Source organism: Streptococcus suis, from assembly GCA_022354845.1.
Classification (GTDB): Bacteria; Bacillota; Bacilli; order Lactobacillales; family Streptococcaceae; genus Streptococcus; species Streptococcus suis_AA.
Map to the genome: position 1 here is coordinate 1,869,827 of CP031970.1, position 19,592 is coordinate 1,889,418.

A 19,592-nucleotide genomic window follows, 5' to 3' on the forward strand; every position below is an offset into this window, starting at 1 on the left:
GGGAATCCAAAAAATCTTCCTACTATATTAATAGTAAGAAGATTTTTTTTATTACTATTTTCTTGTATGGAATCTATAAGCAAAGAACCACCCAATTATAATAGATAGCATCCATCCACCCCATAAGGCAAGTATGAAAAGCATTACTGGTACGACTGTTAAGGATAATCTTAAAATCAGATAATCGGATGCCTTCGTGATAGCACGCGGTTTTGCTCTATCATATTTCGGAACTACACCAACAGGATAGCCGTATGAGTTATAAGTCACCTCGTGATGCGTATAGATATCTCCTCTTTCAAGCTCAGCCTTATAAATTGTTATGCTATTACGTACCATTCCACGAAAGAGAATATTACTACCGAAGAATCGTCCTGCTACTCTCAAAATAGCATCGAATACATAGGGATAAAGCAAGATATTAAATGTAATCCAAATGATTGTTAGAATTGTACTTGGAATCAACTCAAATTGATTATGATAGTGCTTGACGTTATAAGCTTCAAATTCTGCTATTTTAGCAGATAGACTTTGCCACTTCATATATTCTATGAAAATCATAAAACATGCACCAAATAGATTAACAGGATTCAAATAATACCGCAACGGAAAATGGAATAATACTTTTTTCATTTCACCACCACCAACGTCTAGGAGATGGAGATACTACATCTTTCACTACTCGAGTTGTTTCTTCTTCAAGATAGTTGAAAAGTATTCTCATTGCAGACATAGAAAGCAGTGTAAATTTCAAAAGAAATTTTACAATCAGATTTACAATGTTCATTTCTTACCCTCTACGTTTTCTTCTTGCACCAGTTAAACCAAGGCTTGACAATACCGTTACACCAAAGAGTGCCAATAGGCTTTCTTGTTCTCCTGTTTGTGGTAATGCTTTGGCTCGTGCAACACGTGAATAGGTCACTTCCTCACCTGATGTTGTTTGTGTAACAGTGATACCTGCTTGGTTTGTGTTATTGGCAGTTGTAGTTGGTGTATCAGCTTTCTTAGTTGATAAAGTCAAAACAGGCTTCTCATCAACAGTTGTAGCATCTTTTGGTACTGCAATGACTGTACCGTCAGGAAGAACAGTAATCACATTATCTTTTGCTTTGTCTTCAAGGTCTTTGAGACGGTCATATTCTGCTTGAAGTTCAGCCAATTTGCTTTCTTCTTCGGCAAGTTTGACGCTCAAGTCTTTAAGGGCGTTGTGTGCAACCTCAGCTTTAGCAATTGCTTCTTTAAGAGCAGCTTCTTTATCAGACAACTTAGCTTTTGCTTCTTCTAGCTTAGTACCAGCTTCAAGGTAACCTTTCAACTCAGTAGCAAGTGCTTTAGCTTCTTCAACCAAGCGGTCTTTTTCTGCAAGAAGAGCTTCTTTTTCAGCATTCAAGCTTGCAAGAGTTGCTTCTTGTTTTGTGAGTTCAGCTTTTGCTACTTCAAGTGCAGTTGCTTTACTTGCTTGAACAGCTTGTGCATCAGCAAGTTTAGCTTTTGCGTCATCAAGTGCTGCTTTCTTAGTTGCAAGGTCTGCTGAGAAGTTATCAACAGCTTTTTGTGCTTTAACTTCACGAGCTTGTGCATTTTGAAGAGCAATCTTCGCAAGGCGTAGGTTATTTTCTGCGACTTGTGTTTGAAGTGGAGTGGCAGTAGCTTCAGCCAAAACTTTTTCGGCTGCTGTTTTTACTTCAAGAGCGGTTGCATAATCTGAACTTGCTTTAGTCAATTGAGCCTTAGCTGCGTCAGATGCGGCTTGAGCTTGAGCTTGGTCAGCTTGTGCTTTCACAAGTGTGGCTTGAAGTACAGTTGGGTCTTCTGGGTTGGTGATTGGGGTGCCGTCGTTAGTGAATGCTACGACCAACCAATAATCACTATTGATATTTGCAACAGCAATACCAATGTTGTTTGCGAAGTTTAAGTTCGCTTGCAAGTGACCCCAGTTTGATGGGGCATCTGCAAATGATGTTACCAATAAAGCATTGTATACTGCACGCTTCAAATCTTCTTCAGTTTGAACGGTTGATTTTGAACCTAAACGAATTAGGTTTTCAACACCAGCACCGATATGTCCATCTGTTAATGGACTTGTTCCACGAGCTTTGTATTGGTCAGCACGTAATTGTGCTAAATCAATCGCTGCTTGTGTTACAGCAGTTGATGTCAAACCATTTAACGCTTGACGGATTTGAGTTAGACCTTGTACATATAATTGTGAAGCTGAAATCTTTTGTTCGTTTGTAAGATTATCAATATCGACAAGTACTGATTTGCTGTCTTTACCGATTGATACCGTTGATTGCTCAATAGCAGTTGCACCAGAGTCAGTCATAAAGTCTGAGTCGCCTTCGGCTTTGTCAGCTTTGAATTGAGTCAAGTCTGCAATTGTAACAGTATCCACATTTGCTAAAGCGTCTTGTGCATCATTTACTGCGTCAGTTGTTTGGTTTAAGGTATTAGTTGTTGAAACAACATCATCTTGAGCTTTTGTAAGAACAGCTTTAGATGTGTCAACAGCGTCTGATTTTACTGCGACATCAGTTGTTGCTGCATCAATTGCAGTTTGACGGTCAGCGTCAGCTTGTTTTGCTGTTGAGACTGCATCAGTTGCAGTTGCCACATTTGTTTCAGCATTTTGGACATCAGCTTTAGCTTGGTCAAGATTAGCTTGAGCTTCAGCGAGACCAGTACCAGAAATAGCGTCTTGTGCTGATTTGACGTTGTCTTCAGCAGCTGTCACGTCAGCATCAGCTGTGTCTTTTTCTGCTTGAGCAGTATCAACAGCAGTTTTTGCATCAGCAACAGTTTGAGTTTGTGATGCGATTTCAGCGTTAACTTCATCTGTTTCAGTAGCGTTAGCTTCTTGGTCTGCAAGATTAGCTGCTTGGTCAGCTTGGTTAGCTTCAATGTTTTCTGGTGTTGCGTTTGCAGCGTTAGCTTCTGCTTCAGATACAGCTTCAGTTGCAGTCGCAACGTCAGCTTCAGCAGTAGCCTGTGCTTGGTCAGCTTGTGTTGCTGCATCTTGTGCAGTATCTACTTGACCTTTAACGTCAGAAACAACTTGAGTCTGAGCATCAAGTGCTGGTTTAACATCAGCAGAAGTCTTAGTTGCTTCCGCTTTAGGTGCTTCTGTTGTAGAAACAACAGTGTCATTAGTTGCTTCAACTGTTGGTGTTGTTTCCTCAGCGAATGCTGGTGTACCAACTGTTGCAAGGGTGATTGCAGTTGTTGCTGCAAGGGATTTAAATGTGCTCTTTGCCATAAAGTTCTCCATTATTGTTTTATAGAACCAACCTTAAAAGGTTTCTCATTTCCGATTTTATCATATAAAAACAACCTTGTAAAGTTGCAAACAACCTTTTGAGAGCTTAATAAATGCAGATAAAACCTGTATTATTGCTAATAAGAGGTGCATAATGGAAGAATCATTACAAAAGTTTATTGGCAAACGTATTCGCCTTTTAAGGTTGCAAAAAGGGCTAACACAAGAACAAGTTGAAGAAATGGCTGATTTGGGTACTAATTACGTCTATAAATTAGAACACCTAGAAACTAATATTAAAATCAATACGCTAGAAAAAGTTATGACTGCACTGGATTCTGATATCGCATCATTTTTTGATATTACTCCAAAAGATGAAGATCCAAACATAGCTGACCTAGTTAGCAACCTAAAGAACTTACCTGAAAAACAGCAAAAAGAAATACTATCAGCTTTTAACACTATCATCAATCAATTTAAGCAAAAATGAACCGCTAAGAATAAATCCTAGCGGTTTTCTTTCTTTTTATATAGTAGATCAACATGCCATCTACTTACATTATCAACTAGTTTCACTTCTCCCTCCATTTGCGCTTGATAATCAATGAGCGATTGAATAAAAGTATCTGTTGATTTCACAAAATCAAATTGTGGTCGATACTCACTATCACTAAATGGATGAGGTAGTGCATCAAATGTCATATCCGTTGCCAAAGTCAAACTATCTGAAATTAAATCATAATATTGTTTCCCCCTATTAAATAAAGCACCTTTTTCTAGAATAGCTAATAACTTTGTTTCAAAAAACAATTTAATATGCTCTTCCAATTTTTTTGTATAGCGTTTCCCAAAATAAGCAAAGTGTTCTATTGCAAATTCAGATTGATAATGATTGTACAGAACTTGGGTCGCTAACAATCTCTGATCTTCACTTTCTGTATAATCAAACCTTGGTAACAACAAACCAATACCGTTGCCATATTTAGTCTTCCATTCTTTCAGGGCTAATTGGTAAGCAAATGGTACATAATAACACAAGGCTTGCTCTACAATAGTTGGATATTTTTTCATTAGATAATCAATTCCAACAAAAAACAACTTGCCAAAATAGGCTTCACGTTCTTGTTCGTTACCCCAAATAAGAGTGTATGAAGATTCAAAATATAAACTCTTAACAATATCATCCGCATACGATGGAGTCAACAAATATGGATTTTTTTTATAACGTTTGTTATTAACAATGTTTGTAACTACATTAGGATCAGATAATATCACATCTCTATTTTGATATCTTTTTTCTTTTTTCCTCTTTTTAACTCGTTGACTAATCATGTAATAGATTGCTTCATCTGTATTCATTTCTTTCACCTCTTTTCTAGTTCAATCAATTTTATCATGACTTGGGTTGTTTTTCAAATATTTTTCATCTGTTGTTCCCAATCCACCACCCAATAAATTGTTATAATAGATGATGTAAAAGATAGTTAATCGCTATCTAAGATTTTAGAAAGGGCTGACTTTTTGTCAGCAATGGTGACTTCTATGTCAAATGCTTTAACTCAATCTGGATTGTTTGGAAACAATTCTTCAACATCAACTAGCGAGATCATTAACGATCGTCGTATTGCTCCTGAGCGCAATGATATTACTACTTGTGTAGCTATCAGCGTTTCTGAACCACAGCCATTTTTCCCAATTGTTGGTTTTGAAAAAAACAAGAACGGTAAAAATGCACCCGTATTTTCGGATCAATCCATCGGATATGAAGTCTTTCTTACCATGCCGAAAGAAGATGGAGCGGTTAAGTTAATCAGTTTAGTTGTACCAACTCTTGCGATTGCTCAAAAAATTCAATTCCGTCATCTCTATCAATTGGTAAACCCTCGGGGTCGTTATAAATATAAAAGTTTTGATGTTCTCGAATTATGGGCTGAAGATGTCAAAGAAGTCAAATTGGGAGGGGGACAATAATATGAAGGATATCCACGAAGAACTAGCAGACTTATCAGCTGATGATCTCCCTCTTGACCTTCGAAACATGTTCGCAAGCTATCTACGTACAGAAGACAAAGAAATCATTGATTCCTTTATTAATTTAAGCCTAGCTTATTCCAACGGTCGCTATACTGATTTTATTCGTGCTTACATGTACTATGAATTGATACGTCGTAAGATGTGGGCTGAATTGGAAGAACTCTGTAAGAAGTTATGATTAGATATCGTTTAAACTCACATCTAGGCTATATGATGAGAGCCTACCCTAGTGTAGTAACCCTGCTTCAATTACTTGGAGTAGGGCTACTAGTCACAGGGTTGATTGGTGAATGGTTAATTAGGAAAGCAGTTGAACTAGAGCTGATTATGGCTCCCAGTAAATGGGCATTCTATCTAATGATATTTGGTTCAGCTGTCTTGCTTCTTGTTAATGGTTCATTACTCTTGCATTTTCTGCATCGTGTTAAAGCAGCGGATTCATTTTCTCAATATCAACAATTAAGATTAATAGAGCGTCAAGCTCACAAAGCATTGAAAGATTCAGCAACAGCTAATCGCAAAGTCGGCAGCAAATTCATAGATGTTTCCAAAGCGCATGCGTGCTTCTCGAAGCAAAGCAGGCGCATTACTGTTACGATCAATAAATTAGCTGATCAAACTACTGATGATTTAGAAAAATTTGCGGATATGCTCTCATCTATTTTAGTGGGTAAAAACCGCTCATTGATTGTTCTTGACTATTGGATATCATTTGATAATACTGAATTTACCTATCTGCTAGATAGCATTGATGATGCACAAGCAAGACAGCTGAAACCTAAATGCATCACAGAATTAAAGCCAGCTAATGACTATGAAATAACAGTGGAAACAGGATTGACCTTTTCAATGGTTAAAAATATTCATTTACTACTGGTTGGCAATACTTCATCATCAAAGACCACTTTTCTAAAATCTATGCTAGCTCAAGTATTTATGTTTGATTCTGAAGTTGACTTAACAATATTTGATGTCAAATCCGAATTCAGTTCGTGGGACTTTTTACCTAAAGGTACTATTATTTCAGATAGTGACGAAATTCTAGCTTATTTTGAAACTTTACTTGATTTAGTTATTCAACGTGAAAAAGAGATTGCTCAATTAGCTGCAAGGGATGATATAACTGGTGCTACATTTATCAATTTCGGTCAAGAAATGAGAATGAAACTCGTTATCATTGAAGAATATTCTGCAATGTTAAGTAGTATTACTGATGCCAAAAAGCGGAAAAGGGTTCAAGATCTAGTTTTATCCGTGGTATCTCGCTCACGTTCTAGTGGGGTCTATATGTGTATCTGTATGCAGCAACCACGTTCAGAACTACTTTCTACTGCTGTTAGGGACAATCTTGGTGTCCGTATATGTCTATCAAATGGAGCTATTACCGACGAGCTTGCACGTATGGTTTTCGGAGAAGCTGATAATATTGAAAACCATGCCCCACGCTTTAGTGGCTACATCATGACCTCTGACGGTCAATTCTCTAAGCCAAGACGATTTTGGAACATTAACATGCACGAACATGGACTTGAAAAGATCAGTATTTTTGAAAAAGCTTATCTATACGGTATCAAGAAACGAAAATCATTAAAACAATCCACGTCTAACCCTTAAAATTTGGAACATCATTTGAATCTGTGTTGTGCCAAATTTTGAACCCTATTTGATGATTTTGGACGCCACATAAATCTCCGTCAGTGGCGTCCAAAAAACAATCAAATCTATCCCAACAAAAATGACACATTATAATCATTTTGTGTCAAAAATAATTCACTACGGAGGTCAAATATGACTAAAAGAAAACCTATTAATCCTAACGATCGAAAACGGAAATTTTTCGGTCAAATTTCTTATGAATATGAGAAAAACGCTAATCCTGATCTAACAAAAGATGATTTCAAGAAATCAGTTGAAAAACGTATTAAAGAGCTATGTAAAAATGATGATGACATCTATTACTTGATTTTTCATGATAAGGATATCAATGAAGACGGAACACCTAAATGCCTACATGTGCATTTCGTAATTATATTCAAAAATCCCCATACCTATCAATCAGTTTACAAAAGCTTACAAATTTCACGACAAGAAAATTTAGAGTTTGTTCGTAGCTCAATCAAAGCTTGTAGGTACTTGACACATAGAAATGAGCGAAATATGGCTCAGGGCAAATTCCCATACAATGTTGATGAAGTTATTCAATCACCAAATGGTAACTATATCAATTCAATTATGGGTGAAATCAAAAAACACACCAAAGAACAATCTGAAGATGGCTCAGAAGTTGAGGAGTATTGCTTGGATCTTAGCTATCAAATATCATCAGATGGATTACTACCTCTAGAAGCAAAAAAAGCTTTGTTTGAACAATTCACTCAACGAACCGCACAAAAAGCATGGAATCAAAATAAACGTCAATTTGAAGAAAATCGTCAAGAATACATTCAAAAAGAGTTTGAACGTATGAGTCGTGGAGAACGGAACCATAATAGTATTTATATCCAAGGCGATGGAAATAGTGGAAAATCTTTCTTAGCACGACTCATTGCAGAACAACATGATCGTCTAGGAGCACATACCCCATCTATCAATAAAAAACGGTTTGATTTAGGTTCTGGTTACAAGGGTCAAAAAACAATGATCATCAATGAATTTGATGCATCATGTGGCATGGCTTACCGTGAACTCTTTCAAATCCTTGAACCAAATTCGGCTAATCAGCTCAGTTCTCGTTTTAAAGATGCTTATATTATCAATGATTTGACAATTATAACTAACTCTAAAACTTACGGGGATTGGGTAGATGCTTGGTTTCCTAAGAAAAAGGAATACCATCAGTTAATGAGGCGAATTCGTTATATCGTAAAAATGTATCATGACGACCATAACAAACTCATTATTGAATTATGGTACTACCATGCTATCCGTGATTTAAAAGAAAAAGCAAAGCTGCAATTCAATAAAATCAAGGAATGGAAATTAGACAGCATCACTGAGGATTCAGAATCCGATTTGACGAAGGTTGCCCAAGAAATATTAGCTGAAATTCTAAACAATCAGTCAAATTCTAAACAAACACAAAAAGTTGCCGTAAAATCCACCGACCAAAGCGATTCAAACGACAACCTAGAAGATTTAGAAGATTAGTCAAGTAAACCAACCCCTTTCTTGATTATCTCATATCATGACAATGAGGTAAAGCAAAATGATAAAACTAACAACAAACGATCTGATTTGTTTATTACAAGAAATTGAAAATATGGAAGCCACTCTTGAACTAGAAACAGGATTCAACTCCTATGATTACTTTTTAACTGATATTCTTAAGATGAACTCTGAACAAGTTTTAAAATGTTTGAATTCTCAAAAGGATAATCATAGGTGGTTAATGAACCGCCTAACGGATTTTGTCAGTGAGTATTTCAATATTCAATATCAGTATGATCCTAAAGATGAAAGGAATAAGCTATGATTACACAACTTAAATTAGACCTTAACCCTATAACGATACAACTCCCAGAGAGTCATATCATCATTTCTAAAGATGATTATAACCATTTAACAAAGGAAGCCACTCAAGGGCGCTACATGACCTTAAATGATGTTTTAGAAATGCTTTCAGTTTCTCGACCGTGGCTCTTAGAAAACGTTCTATACAAGCCAACAATTCGCTCAAAAATTGATATTGACCAAAATAAAGAGGGATTTGTGAAATATCCTCAAAATCAAGGCGGACGATACTATTTTTTAGCGAGTAAAACCAAAAAATATTTTGAAGAACATTTTGCAGAAATTTTTGATTTGTGATATGATAACCAAGATAATATCTTGGTTATCGCTTTTAGAAAGAGGTAATCAATGGCAATTTCATATAGAAAAAGAGGTAAAAATAAAACTTGGGACTATCGTATCTTTGATAAGAATAAAAAAGTAATTGCATCTAATTCAGGATTCAAAACTAAACGTGAAGCCGAAATTGAAGCACTTAGCATCGAAATAAAATTAATGCAGGGCGCAATCATAGATAAAAATATTACATTTTATGATCTATGGGAAAAATGGCTAGAATTAACTGTAAAACCACTTGGTAAAGCTGATACAACCTTAAACAAGCATATGCTACGTGGAAAATTTATCAAAACACAATTTGAAGATAAACCAGCGATTCAGATAAAAGCTAGTGAATATCAAGCTTTTATCAATAAATACGCTGAAACAAATTGTCGTGATAACGTAAGTAGAATGAATGCGGAAATCCGTAATGTCATTATCTTTGCTAAACGTGATAAGCTAAATATTGAAGATTTTACAGAAGGGGTTATTTTATCAGGTCGCCCTCCTAAGAAACGGAAAGAAGATAAATATATTCATAGTTTTAAGGATTATCAAAAATTAGTTAGTTATTTAGAAGAAAATTTAGACTTATCAACATCAATCATTCCTCACTTACTATTGATCCAATTAAAAACTGGATTACGTGCAGGTGAAGTTGCAGGATTAACATGGGATTGTGTTTTATGGGATACATTAGAAATTAAAACGTACCGCCGATACGATACAGTTAGACAACGTTGGAGCAAAGCCAAAACAGAAGATTCAATACGGACAATACCTATTGATGCAGATACACTGAAAATCCTTAAAAAACTCAAACAAGAACAAGATGTATTTATTGAAGATGGTACAATTATAAATAATGAAAACATGATCTTTGTAGATGTAAATTATAACATTGTAACTAATGCAGGTATCAATAAACATCTAAAACAAATATTAAAAACATTACGCATCTTTCCTCAAAATATGACAAGTACAGGTTTACGTCATACATATTGTTCCACAATGTTAGCCATGGGCGTAGATATTTGGGCTGTATCAAAATTAATGGGACATAAAGATATTACTGAAATTACAGAAACATATGGACATCTGATTAAAGAAAAAGCAGAAATTGAAAACAATAAAGTCCGTTCAGTATTAAATAGTTTAATTGAAAATGATAAATAGTGACCAAAAGTTGACCAAAAGACAAAAGAAACGCTGATAAATCAACGTTTCTAATGCTTATACTATACCGGCGGCCGGGGTCGAACCGGCACGTCCTTGCGGACACTGGATTTTGAGTTTGGTTCTTGTAGTTTTTTAAACACAAAAATCCCATTTTATCATTATTATAGAAGCTTTTTCACTCTATAAATAAGGTATAATTTCTAAAATTAGTTACTTTGTAGTAATGCTTACTTTATTACAATGTCATTAAAGGAACATTATGATGGTAAACAAAGCAGATCCAAATGATTTTACCCTTACTGAAGTGAAGTAAGCATTCAATACGAATCAATACTTAAGGGCACCTCTAATAACTACCAATTAATTCACCTCTAAATGAAATTAGAAAAAAACACAGAAAACTAAGCATAGTCTACTGTGTTTTTCTTTATGTTACAGACGCCACTTGACTGTTTATTCTTATTTTAGACAGATTACCGCCATGTTTTGAGATTTAAACGTTTAACTTGTTCGTACCTCAATAAGTTATAAGTCAGATTTGTAAGGTCAGTATTTAAAACAGCTCGATCGAATCCAATAGAACGTAAACTAGAACCATGCATTGAATTTTCAACAAAGCCAAATACATGTTCAATACGGACACGTATTTTCGAAATGATTTTATTAAACATTTTATCGTCTGCCTTAAGAGATTTACAACGTGTGTTTTTAAGACAGGTAAAAAGTTCAGCACCTTTAGGTGTTGCTTGATTTTGATAAGCTGAGTCTGCCAAGGTGATCTCATCGGGATCAACAAGAACGCCTATTACTTGAGAATCATGCACATTTGCAGGCGTTGTTTGATAATTCTTTACGAATTTTGATTTGGTATCTATAGCAATATGATTTTTGTAGCCATAGTGTCTCTCATTACCTTTAATTGTCCAGCGAGCAGCTGTATCCTTCTGTGCTCTTTTGTTCTTCGTCCAATTCACTGGTACCCTATTTGCTTTAATCAATTCATTTTCGTCTTTTGGATTACGTTGTTTAGGCGCCTCTATGAATGTTGCATCAACAATCTGTCCTTTATGAGCGATCATCCCTTGTGATTCAAGTTTTTCTTGAAAGGCAGAAAAAAGCCAGTTTCCTCTATTAGATTTTGATAGCTGATTTCTAAAGTTCCAGATAGTCTTTGCGTCTGGTACCTTGTCATCAATCTTAAGGAATCTTCTAAACGAAATCCGGTCAATCATTTGATATTCCATTGCATCATCAGATAGATTGTATAAGCGTTGTAAAATTAGAATTTTCAACATCAAAACAAGGTCATAGGGCGGTCTACCACCATGAGATTTGTTTTATAAATCATACTTAAAAATCCGGTTAAGAGTTGGGCGAAAACACTCGAAATCAACCACTTTTTCTAGCCGCTCAAGAGGGTCTCCTTTTAAACTTAATTTTTCAAGATAGTCGCTATCTCCAAATAAATTCATCTTCAATACCTCGTTAGCTTATTTTTAATCTATTATACCTCTTTTCATACGTTTTTAGAGGTGCCCTATAAAGATTTTCTTTTTATTCTATTTTCTAGTAATTTATAATAAATATCATTAGCAAACAAAGTCAATAGAGCACCTAGTATCAAATACTTCATCTTAACTGGCATTTTATCTATACTAGAAAAAATATTATTTATTATATTTAAGTGTTCTTTCATCATCCGTTCCCTTCTTTTTTTATTATATCACTAAAAAAATAAAATACGGTATCTTAAAAAAATATTTCCGTAGATGATTTTATATAAAATATATTAAAAAATTTTTTAGATTATCTTACTTTTGATAATCAACTAAAATTAATATATACATCTTTTGTACAATACTCAAATACATTTGAGTACTCTAAAAAAGGCATATCTTGTATTTCTTCAATAACTTATTTTGTTCTAGAATTGTTCTAGTAAAGTCATTTATAAAATCTAATTTTTAGTAATAAAAGTTGGTTTTTATTTAGGTACTAAAAAAACGCTTTAAGAAGCGTTTTAAAAAGCATCATATTTCGTACTGTTTGCTTCAAGAGCTGTCTCAACCTTTGTTCTAAATTATCCTTTGATGGCTGTGACTATTTGTCCTGATATAGCTGTGATACTAGCTTTTTCCGTGCTGGCTGTAGTCACAATCATATTATCTTCATAAGTCTTATTAACTTCTCTTAAGTTCACTGTATGCGTAGTAAGCCACAAGACTATAGCCCAATAGTGCTATTAGTGATGATTCAATTCCAAATTGACCACCAGTTATTAAGAAGGACTTTGTTCTTAGTAAATAGTGACTAATGTTATAGGGATCGACTTTAGTTGATATTGTAAAGATACCACTAATAATCACACTATTCCATAATGAATGAACTAATGCATTATTCCATACAGTTTTACTCTCATAAGCAATAAGTGAAAACATAACACCTACCATTGTTCCAGCAAGCATCACTAATAAAATACTTAAAAGATTAAATGACATCCCAATGATATGAACTAGTCCAAAAAGTAAGGAGGGAATAACTATTGAAATCATCATTCCCCACTTTTCTTTAACTAAGGTCATGATAATACCACGAAAAACCATCTCCTCTACAAAACCTGCACCAAAACCTGTGAAAAAGATTCCTCGACTAATGACTGCTAAGGTTTCTAATGTGGACTTGTGAGTTGAAATAAAGTGACCAGGAATAGATAGATAAATAACTGTAACCACAACTGGTAATAATAAACCAATGATGACCCACTTCCACTTTACATGAAAATGTCCGATTCCAAAGTCATTTAAATTCCGATGAAAGAATTTTATCACGAATTGTTTCAGTAAAAAATAAGTTAAAAAAATATAAATGATTCCAGATATCGCAATTGAAATAAATTCTGGAACTTTAAAGAGAACTAACAGTGTTTCTATTAATTCAGCTGACACCTGTGAGAAAATGAGTATGAGTATGGATCCTATTATTCCTAAACTAACTTTTTTCGTCGTTAACAATTGATATCTCCTTATTATTTTAACTTACTAGCGTGATCAAAATCTTTTTATCAGTATATAATATTGTATTTAATAAAACAAACGATTTCTCATCATATACATCATTAATGGTGATTTTATATAAAATATTATTAATTGTCAAATTAAGTTAGACAATTCGGTTCTGTTGCAAAGTTTCAATACTGAGTACAAAAGTCCCATTCTGATACTTTGACTATGCTGGTATACCCATCAAAACTTTAATTTCAGTAGATACCGAAAAGCCGAAGAGCGTTCCATTTCTTCGGTTCTTTTTGTATATGCCTCTCAATGCTTCTATGCCCTTAATCGTAGTTGATGCAGTACGAAGACTTTGATAAAGTTTATTTCGACGTTTAACAGGTCTATGATCTTGCTCAATTAAGTTATTGAGATACTTGACCGTCCGGTGCTCAGTTTCGCTGTATAGCCCCTGCTTTTGTAACTTCCTAAAAGCACTAGCAATTGATGGTGCTTTATCTGTCACGATAACTTTCGGTTCCCCAAACTGCTTGTATAGTCGTTTAAAGAAAGCATAAGCAGACTGAGTATTTCTCTTTCGTCTTAGCCAAATATCCAGTGTCATGCCTTCTGAGTCGATTGCACGATAGAGATAATGCCACTTCCCTTTAATTTTAATATAAGTTTCGTCCATTTTCCACGAATAAAAGGACTGTCTATTTTTCTTTTTCCAGATTTGATAGATCAGCTTACCATATTCTTGAACCCAACGGTAAATTGTTGTGTGAGAAACGTTAATGCCACGATCATATAACATCTCTTGAACATCACGATAACTCAAATTATAGCGAAGATAATACCCAACAGAGATAATAATCACGTCTTTTTGGAATTGTTTGCCCTTAAAATGATTCATCTGTTGTCCTCGCATTCTTTTTTATTACATTTTACAATAAATCAGGTGTTATGGGGAACTTTGCAACAGAACCGTATGCCTTCTTCCCGGCACCATATTTGAACTCGGTGACGTCGGTGCACCATTTCTCGTCCGGTCGGGACGCGCTGAACTCTCGGTTCATCAGGTTCTCGGCCACGTGCTGCGGCGTTGACTTCTTATGCTTCTTCCGCTTCCGGCGGATGACCGATTGGATCCCATGGATATGCATCAAGCGATAGACTCGCTTTTCATTGAACGGGGACAGGCCTTGTTGCCGGCGCAGCCGGTTGATCGTCATCGTGATCCGACGGTACCCGTATGTGCCGTTCGCCTGGTCATAGAGTAGACGGATGTCCTCCAGAAGCTTCTCGTTCTCTTCTTGACGCACCGGTATGGTGCGATTCAACCATTTGTAATAGGCCGCCCGTGAGATGCCGGCGACTCGACAGAGGAGCACGATCGAAAGGGCCTCCTCTTCGTTCAATTCTTTGATGGCGATATATCGTTGCTGTAGCCGTACCTGGCTGATCATGACCTCCTCTCGATCTCCTCTAACTTTTTTAGAAACAAGATGTCCGCACGAAGAAGTTCGTTCTCAAGATCCATTTGCTGGATCCGGCGTTTCAGCTTCTCTTCTTCGCTTAGTTCGTCCTCTGGCTTCGTACGACCACGGCGGTCCACGAGCGCTTCTGCCCCGTTCGTGTCATACTTTTTGATCCAACCATAGACCTGGGCATAGGACACCTGAAATTGTTCCGCGGTCTGCTGGTAGTTGCGTCCATTCTCCAAACAATATTTCACGATCTCAAGGCGCTCTTCGAATGTAGTTTTTCTTCCTTTTGTCATAGCTCGATCCATCCCTTTTCTCGAATCTGTTAACTCGCTATGACTAGTATACTTCTTAATCCATTTACGAAGAACAGACCAATCACTGATCTGATACTTGGAGAGTACCTCCATTCTAGTGAACCCATCGAGATAGTCGCGGACGGCCGCGATTTTCAGTTCCTTGGTGTACAGTTTCCATGCCTTCGATTCCTTCAACGCATCGATCCCACCGGTATCGAATTTCACTTTCCACACCTGGAGGGTGTGCCTAGAGACGCCATGAGCCTCCATGATTTCTTTCCAAGTATATGTTTCTTCTTCCATCATGCGCAGCGCACTCAATTTTTGTTCGATCGTATGCCGACTTCTCGCCATAAAAAAACACTCCCCAATCAGATAAACAGATTTGTTATTTCGTCTGTCTACCTATTGGGGAGCATATCAATTATTGGAAGGATTATCTATTCATTTATACTAAATAAGAGTTTTTTGTCATTCGACAAACAAAACATCTAGTTAAACTGATTTAAAAAAAATGGATGACTAATCCTATATCTTAGTACTTTGAAACTTATTCATTTCAAATTAGAAGAATACAGATTAGTTAATTATCTTCCACCCAGTAGTCCATTCATATTTGAAGAAAATACTAGCATAATTGAGTTATCAAAATAATATTAATTGCATTAATATTATTTAAAAATTCACCTTATTATATCAGCTATATACCTTGTTCAATACTATTGGCTATTTTGATAATTACCATATAATTGACCACAAGCAGCGTCAATATCAATCCCAAATTGACTTCTAATTGTGACATGGATACCAGCAGACTTCAAAACTTTGTAAAAGGCTTCTACCTGCCCTTCGTTTGCTTCTCCATACATCTCAGGTGCACTTATTGTAGGATTGTATCGTATCAAATTTACATGATATAACTTCCCTGATTTATAGCGACTTTTAAGAAGGCTAACAACTTCGTTTGCATGCTCAAGAGAATCATTTACACCAGGCAACATGATATAAGCTATATATACTTTCCTTGAAGTTAATCTTATATGTTCATCGAGTATATTCATTACCTCATCTATTGGGTATCTATCATTTATTGGCATCAATTTGCTGCGTTCCTCACTATAAGGTGAGTGTAATGAAAATGTAAGATTTACTTGAGGATATTCCTGGGTTATTTTTTTGATACTAGGTATAATACCAATCGTTGATATAGAAAGTCTACGAGGACTTAATGCAAATAAATTAGGATCCGTAAACGAATCAAGAGCATCAAATACTTGACGGTTGGCTAGAGCTTCACCCATTCCCATAAAAGAAATGCTATCAATTTGATGACCTAATAAATGGAAGTATAAAACTTGATCTGTTATCTCATCTACAGTTAGGTTTTTTTTCAATCCAATGTTGCCTGTAGCACAAAATTTACACCCAAAATTACATCCGCATTGTGATGATATACAAAATGACTCCCAACCTGCTTTATACTTCATGTTTACCGTTTCTACTCTCTTATTCTTTGATACTTCAAAAAGCACTTTCGTAACTTGCTCTGAATTTTGCTCTGCTAAGAGCTTGATATTCAAAACTGTTTCTCCAAAATTATTTATTAAATCCTCCCTAAGTAATTTTGGAAGAACCTTCATATCCTCAAATCGACTAATTCTTTGTTTAAAAATCGCATTGGTTATTTGTTTTATTCTATAATCAGGCTCATTATTACTTCTTAAAAATTCCTGTATTTTACCATACTTTGTTTTATTATTAAAATTCATTTCTTTCATCCTTTCACAATTTGCTCTAGTGGTAATTAGAATAATTGGAAAGGAGTAGCAGTCCCTAAGAATCAATTTCTTTTTGCACACAAAAAAAACACAGATAAAAATTACCGGTGCCGAAAGTCAAAACATACAAATATGCATATTTCACTACATAAAACAAGTATGTTGATGATCTTGTTTTAAACTTATCCATAGTAGAGGCAAAGCTCCGGCAACTGTTTTTATATCATTGTTTAGTTTAAAAAAGGACAGACTACTCCCTTTAATAGCTAAAATAGCTATTACCTCCTTTCACTAATTAATATACTTAGCCTGTATTGTAACATTTTAATATTCAAATGTAAATATTAAAGTTAGCAACATAATGTGAACTGGTTCTGTTGCAAAGTTTTAAATAAAGAATAAAATCCCTTACGGTATCTATGATTTAAGCTGGGATTCCCAATAATACCTTGATTTCAGTACAGACCGAAAACCCGAAGAGAGTGCCTTCTTTTCGGGTTTTCTTATATAATCCTCGGATGGCTTCCATACCTTTAATCGTGGTAGAGGCAGTGCGTAAACTTCGATAGAATTTATTGCGTCTCTTTACTGGACGATGGTCTTGTTCAATCAAATTATTCAGGTATTTAATGGTACGATGTTCTGTCCCTTGATAAAAGCCGTATTCTTTTAGTTTCTTAAAGGCACTTGTAATAGAGGGGGCTTTATCTGTGACTACAACCTTCGGTTCATCAAACTGCTTCACTAACCGCTTAAGAAAAGCATAGGCTGCTTGTGTGTCCCGTTTTTTACGTAACCAAATATCCAAGGTTAAACCATCTGCATCGATGGCTCGATACAAATAATGCCATTTTCCTTTAATTTTGATGTACGTTTCATCCATTTTCCATGAATAAAAGGATTTTTTATTTTTCTTTTTCCAAATTTGATAGAGTCGTTTGCCATATTCTTGCACCCAACGATAAATCGTCGTATGAGAAACGTTAATGCCACGATCATATAAGATTTCTTGAACTTCACGATAGCTAAGGTTATAACGAAGATAGTAGCCCACGGCTACAATAATCACATCCTGCTGAAATTGCTTTCCTTTAAAATGATTCATCGTCATTCCTCCTGCTATCTTTTTCTATTATTCTACCTTATTTGATAGTAGATTTAAAACTTTGCAACAGAACCACTAAAACAATAAATATCATCCTGAAAACAGGTTTATTTATATTTTTTTTAAACCAACTAATGTAATTTTTTAACATAATGATCATCCCTCTTTTTAAATAAAAAATATTATCCAAAATCTATTTGGTCTAACATATTCTCTCGACTGGCTTGATCTAAACCGAGATAAGCTAAAGTCATTGCTTCGCTTGAATGGTTTAGTAAATGCATCACTAAACCAATATTATAGTTTGACTGCGTATAGACCCGATAAGCGCCTGTTTTACGCATGGTATGCGTTCCTAGATAGTTAATTCCTAAAAGATCACCAACTCGTGCCATAATCTTATAAAACTGTTTCTCGGTAATAGGACGATCAGGACGAGAAGTTGAAGGAAATAACCACTCTGAATTCATATTTTGTTGGATGAGCCATGCATGATAAAGCATTAAATCTTGTTGGACAGGTTTCAAATATAACGTATTTTTCTTACCTGTTTTTTGATCATGAATAAATGCAGTTTGTTTGACTGTTCCATCAAGATTAAAGACATCTGTTTTTTTTAATTTCATGACGTCACTCACACGTAGCAAGGTCGCTTTCCCAACTTGGAAAATTGTATAGTTGCGACGACCAGCACGAAAACTATCAAGTAGTGTATCCTGCACCATTTTTAAGACGTTCGAATCTTTGATGGGAAGAACGATTTGTTGAACCATATGAATTACCACCTTTCAAATATAACTTTTTTTCCAGTCAGTTCAGCTAATTTTTTGATTTGATTGTATAAGCCTATTTTTGAAAAATTAACATACATATGGTATTTAGTTAGTTCTATTGGTTTAGTCAACTTCGTCCCTCTAGCTGATATATGTTCTCTATTGCCAAGTATTTGTACTGTATTGGGTTCATTAGGACTCATTAAAGGAATCAATTTATCCAACTCTGCGGATAATACTAAATTAGAAACTAATTGCGTAAATACATCTCTATATGATTTCCCAGTATATAATGATTCTCCAAATATGATTGATATATGACTATTTAGAGTTGTGTTGTCACTATTATCTTCAGTTTGAATGTGTTCTGAATCAAATAAATCGATATTGGCAACATCATTCAATAGTTTCTCAACCTTATTCCATAATGACAGAGCTGAAAATTTGCTTAATTTATCAATATAGCTTTTATTTCCTTGAGTGCTATTATCTAAATCAATATTAGCAGTATTCATTTTTTCAATGATTAAACGTTCTAAAAGATCTAGTTGTGCTTTAGATAGATGCCCATCTTCACGTCCAAAAAATATTAATTTGTTCCACCATGGTTTATTTGTATTGTGTTGTTGTAACCTAGAAAAAATAGAATTAGAGGCTTGACCTACATAACGTTTATTATCTCCTAGTAATATATATATACCTGGTTTTTGAGATTCCTCAATTAATTGAATTGCTGGTAAATCGTCTTTATTGGCAATAACTACAAAAGTAGGTTCATCATAAAAAATAGAAATATTATCATTTCCAGATTCTCGATTAATAAATATATGGTATGGCATAACATCCTCCTTTTAGGG

Annotated in this window: 17 protein-coding genes and 3 pseudogenes; 8 read left to right on the forward strand and 12 right to left on the reverse strand. The window is 35.1% G+C overall.

The genetic code is table 11. The annotated features are described in order from the left end of the window. Positions 1-54 precede the first annotated feature (54 nt). Positions 55-633, reverse strand: a complete 579-nt coding sequence (locus D2A30_09670) for a hypothetical protein (protein ULL21809.1) — start codon at positions 631-633, stop codon at positions 55-57. 157 nt (positions 634-790) lie between these two features. Further along, positions 791-3,271 (reverse strand): SEC10/PgrA surface exclusion domain-containing protein, encoded by a 2,481-nt coding sequence (locus D2A30_09675; protein ULL22034.1) that lies wholly within the window; start codon positions 3,269-3,271, stop codon positions 791-793. A 142-nt stretch (positions 3,272-3,413) separates the two neighbouring features. Between D2A30_09675 and D2A30_09680 the strand changes: the two genes are divergently transcribed. Beyond that, positions 3,414-3,749: a helix-turn-helix domain-containing protein gene (locus D2A30_09680; protein ID ULL21810.1), complete on the forward strand. Its 336-nt coding sequence runs from the start codon at positions 3,414-3,416 to the stop codon at positions 3,747-3,749. 17 nt (positions 3,750-3,766) lie between these two features. Here D2A30_09680 and D2A30_09685 read toward each other — a convergent pair whose 3' ends face one another. After that, positions 3,767-4,618: a hypothetical protein gene (locus D2A30_09685; protein ULL21811.1), complete on the reverse strand. Its 852-nt coding sequence runs from the start codon at positions 4,616-4,618 to the stop codon at positions 3,767-3,769. Between the two features lie 174 nt (positions 4,619-4,792). Between D2A30_09685 and D2A30_09690 the strand changes: the two genes are divergently transcribed. From D2A30_09690 to D2A30_09720, 7 genes are all read left to right on the forward strand, one after another. After that, positions 4,793-5,230: a hypothetical protein gene (locus D2A30_09690; protein ID ULL22035.1), complete on the forward strand. Its 438-nt coding sequence runs from the start codon at positions 4,793-4,795 to the stop codon at positions 5,228-5,230. 1 nt (position 5,231) lies between these two features. Beyond that, positions 5,232-5,471 carry a hypothetical protein gene (locus D2A30_09695; GenBank protein ULL21812.1) on the forward strand — a complete coding sequence of 80 codons (240 nt, stop codon included), beginning with the start codon at positions 5,232-5,234 and terminating at the stop codon, positions 5,469-5,471. Continuing rightward, positions 5,468-6,907: a hypothetical protein gene (locus D2A30_09700; GenBank protein ULL21813.1), complete on the forward strand. Its 1,440-nt coding sequence runs from the start codon at positions 5,468-5,470 to the stop codon at positions 6,905-6,907. The genes D2A30_09695 and D2A30_09700 overlap by 4 nt, the downstream gene beginning before the upstream one ends. A 174-nt stretch (positions 6,908-7,081) precedes the next feature. Then, positions 7,082-8,440, forward strand: a complete 1,359-nt coding sequence (locus D2A30_09705) for a hypothetical protein (GenBank protein ULL21814.1) — start codon at positions 7,082-7,084, stop codon at positions 8,438-8,440. A gap of 58 nt (positions 8,441-8,498) precedes the next feature. Next, positions 8,499-8,765 (forward strand): hypothetical protein, encoded by a 267-nt coding sequence (locus tag D2A30_09710; protein ULL21815.1) that lies wholly within the window; start codon positions 8,499-8,501, stop codon positions 8,763-8,765. After that, the gene (locus D2A30_09715) at positions 8,762-9,100 is read left to right on the forward strand and encodes a DUF771 domain-containing protein (GenBank protein ULL21816.1); all 339 of its coding nucleotides are present in this window, start codon (positions 8,762-8,764) and stop codon (positions 9,098-9,100) included. Before D2A30_09710 ends, D2A30_09715 begins: the two co-directional genes overlap by 4 nt. A 51-nt stretch (positions 9,101-9,151) precedes the next feature. After that, positions 9,152-10,300 (forward strand): site-specific integrase, encoded by a 1,149-nt coding sequence (locus tag D2A30_09720; protein ULL21817.1) that lies wholly within the window; start codon positions 9,152-9,154, stop codon positions 10,298-10,300. 476 nt (positions 10,301-10,776) lie between these two features. On the opposite strand, the pseudogene D2A30_09725 reads toward D2A30_09720, so the two are convergent. The 9 genes and pseudogenes from D2A30_09725 to D2A30_09765 form a co-directional block, all read right to left on the reverse strand. Then, positions 10,777-11,775: pseudogene (locus D2A30_09725) on the reverse strand (IS5 family transposase). A 708-nt stretch (positions 11,776-12,483) separates the two neighbouring features. Beyond that, positions 12,484-13,314, reverse strand: coding sequence for a CPBP family intramembrane metalloprotease (locus D2A30_09730; protein ID ULL21818.1), 831 nt, complete (start codon positions 13,312-13,314; stop codon positions 12,484-12,486). A 214-nt stretch (positions 13,315-13,528) separates the two neighbouring features. Beyond that, positions 13,529-14,209 (reverse strand): IS6-like element ISTeha2 family transposase, encoded by a 681-nt coding sequence (locus tag D2A30_09735; GenBank protein ID ULL21819.1) that lies wholly within the window; start codon positions 14,207-14,209, stop codon positions 13,529-13,531. A gap of 73 nt (positions 14,210-14,282) precedes the next feature. Beyond that, positions 14,283-15,433, reverse strand: a pseudogene (locus tag D2A30_09740) (IS3-like element ISEnfa5 family transposase). Between the two features lie 365 nt (positions 15,434-15,798). After that, entirely contained in the window at positions 15,799-16,848 is a 1,050-nt protein-coding gene (gene cfr / locus D2A30_09745) for a Cfr family 23S rRNA (adenine(2503)-C(8))-methyltransferase (GenBank protein ULL21820.1), read from the reverse strand. 433 nt (positions 16,849-17,281) lie between these two features. Continuing rightward, positions 17,282-17,968 carry an IS6-like element IS1216 family transposase gene (locus D2A30_09750; GenBank protein ID ULL21821.1) on the reverse strand — a complete coding sequence of 229 codons (687 nt, stop codon included), beginning with the start codon at positions 17,966-17,968 and terminating at the stop codon, positions 17,282-17,284. Between the two features lie 64 nt (positions 17,969-18,032). Beyond that, positions 18,033-18,113: pseudogene (locus D2A30_09755) on the reverse strand (transporter). 31 nt (positions 18,114-18,144) lie between these two features. Next, positions 18,145-18,735 carry a site-specific integrase gene (locus D2A30_09760; GenBank protein ULL21822.1) on the reverse strand — a complete coding sequence of 197 codons (591 nt, stop codon included), beginning with the start codon at positions 18,733-18,735 and terminating at the stop codon, positions 18,145-18,147. Between the two features lie 5 nt (positions 18,736-18,740). Continuing rightward, complete coding sequence (locus D2A30_09765; protein ID ULL21823.1) at positions 18,741-19,574, reverse strand: GIY-YIG nuclease family protein; 834 nt, start codon at positions 19,572-19,574, stop codon at positions 18,741-18,743. Between the last annotated feature and the right edge of the window lie 18 nt (positions 19,575-19,592).

What these genes read in the sequence shown, in the direction of transcription:
- D2A30_09705 (ULL21814.1), top strand. Translation starts at nt 7,082, where the DNA reads ATGACTAAAAGAAAACCTATTAATCCTAACGATCGAAAACGGAAATTT.
- D2A30_09700 (ULL21813.1), top strand. Translation starts at nt 5,468, where the DNA reads ATGATTAGATATCGTTTAAACTCACATCTAGGCTATATGATGAGAGCC.
- D2A30_09750 (ULL21821.1), bottom strand. Translation starts at nt 17,968, where the DNA reads ATGACGATGAATCATTTTAAAGGAAAGCAATTTCAGCAGGATGTGATT.
- D2A30_09675 (ULL22034.1), bottom strand. Translation starts at nt 3,271, where the DNA reads ATGGAGAACTTTATGGCAAAGAGCACATTTAAATCCCTTGCAGCAACA.
- D2A30_09735 (ULL21819.1), bottom strand. Translation starts at nt 14,209, where the DNA reads ATGAATCATTTTAAGGGCAAACAATTCCAAAAAGACGTGATTATTATC.
- cfr (ULL21820.1), bottom strand. Translation starts at nt 16,848, where the DNA reads ATGAATTTTAATAATAAAACAAAGTATGGTAAAATACAGGAATTTTTA.
- D2A30_09710 (ULL21815.1), top strand. Translation starts at nt 8,499, where the DNA reads ATGATAAAACTAACAACAAACGATCTGATTTGTTTATTACAAGAAATT.
- D2A30_09695 (ULL21812.1), top strand. Translation starts at nt 5,232, where the DNA reads ATGAAGGATATCCACGAAGAACTAGCAGACTTATCAGCTGATGATCTC.
- D2A30_09720 (ULL21817.1), top strand. Translation starts at nt 9,152, where the DNA reads ATGGCAATTTCATATAGAAAAAGAGGTAAAAATAAAACTTGGGACTAT.
- D2A30_09760 (ULL21822.1), bottom strand. Translation starts at nt 18,735, where the DNA reads ATGGTTCAACAAATCGTTCTTCCCATCAAAGATTCGAACGTCTTAAAA.
- D2A30_09670 (ULL21809.1), bottom strand. Translation starts at nt 633, where the DNA reads ATGAAAAAAGTATTATTCCATTTTCCGTTGCGGTATTATTTGAATCCT.
- D2A30_09715 (ULL21816.1), top strand. Translation starts at nt 8,762, where the DNA reads ATGATTACACAACTTAAATTAGACCTTAACCCTATAACGATACAACTC.
- D2A30_09765 (ULL21823.1), bottom strand. Translation starts at nt 19,574, where the DNA reads ATGCCATACCATATATTTATTAATCGAGAATCTGGAAATGATAATATT.
- D2A30_09680 (ULL21810.1), top strand. Translation starts at nt 3,414, where the DNA reads ATGGAAGAATCATTACAAAAGTTTATTGGCAAACGTATTCGCCTTTTA.
- D2A30_09685 (ULL21811.1), bottom strand. Translation starts at nt 4,618, where the DNA reads ATGAATACAGATGAAGCAATCTATTACATGATTAGTCAACGAGTTAAA.